This window comes from Candidatus Symbiothrix dinenymphae (assembly GCF_001431085.1).
In genome coordinates this window covers 1-415 of the sequence record NZ_BBRU01000459.1, presented here as the reverse complement: position 1 = coordinate 415, position 415 = coordinate 1, and the positions used below count along the sequence as shown (strand labels likewise).

Annotated in this window: 1 protein-coding gene; it reads left to right on the top strand. The window is 49.4% G+C overall.

Going from position 1 to position 415, the window contains the following annotated elements:
• A partial coding sequence (locus ASC50_RS05065) for an InlB B-repeat-containing protein (RefSeq protein ID WP_162491144.1) occupies window positions 1-415 on the top strand: 415 nt, incomplete at both ends.

The following is a 415-nucleotide window of genomic DNA, read 5'->3' as shown; positions in this document are numbered from 1 at the left end:
CTACACGGTAGAGATTTTACCTTTAGCACTTGCCAAGGCAACGAGGGATGGTTACGATATGGATTGGTATGCTGATGCTGCGTATGTCACGAAAGTTGGTTCCCTTACCCAATGTGCTGATACCGCTTTGTGGGCGAAGTGGACACCATTAGTTTACGACATCATCTATCATCAAAACGGGGGCAGTGGAGCCACCAATGGGCATTATAACATTGATTCGCTGACAATCACCTTGCCCACCGCAGCCAAGATGCACAAGGCAGGCTACACTTTTGGCGGCTGGTATGACAATGTAGCATTGACAGGAGATGCCGTCACCACCATTCCCGCAGGAAGCACCGGAAATAAAGACTATTGGGCGAAGTGGGAAGCAAAAACCTACAACATCACCTACAACCTGAACGCCACTCTTGCC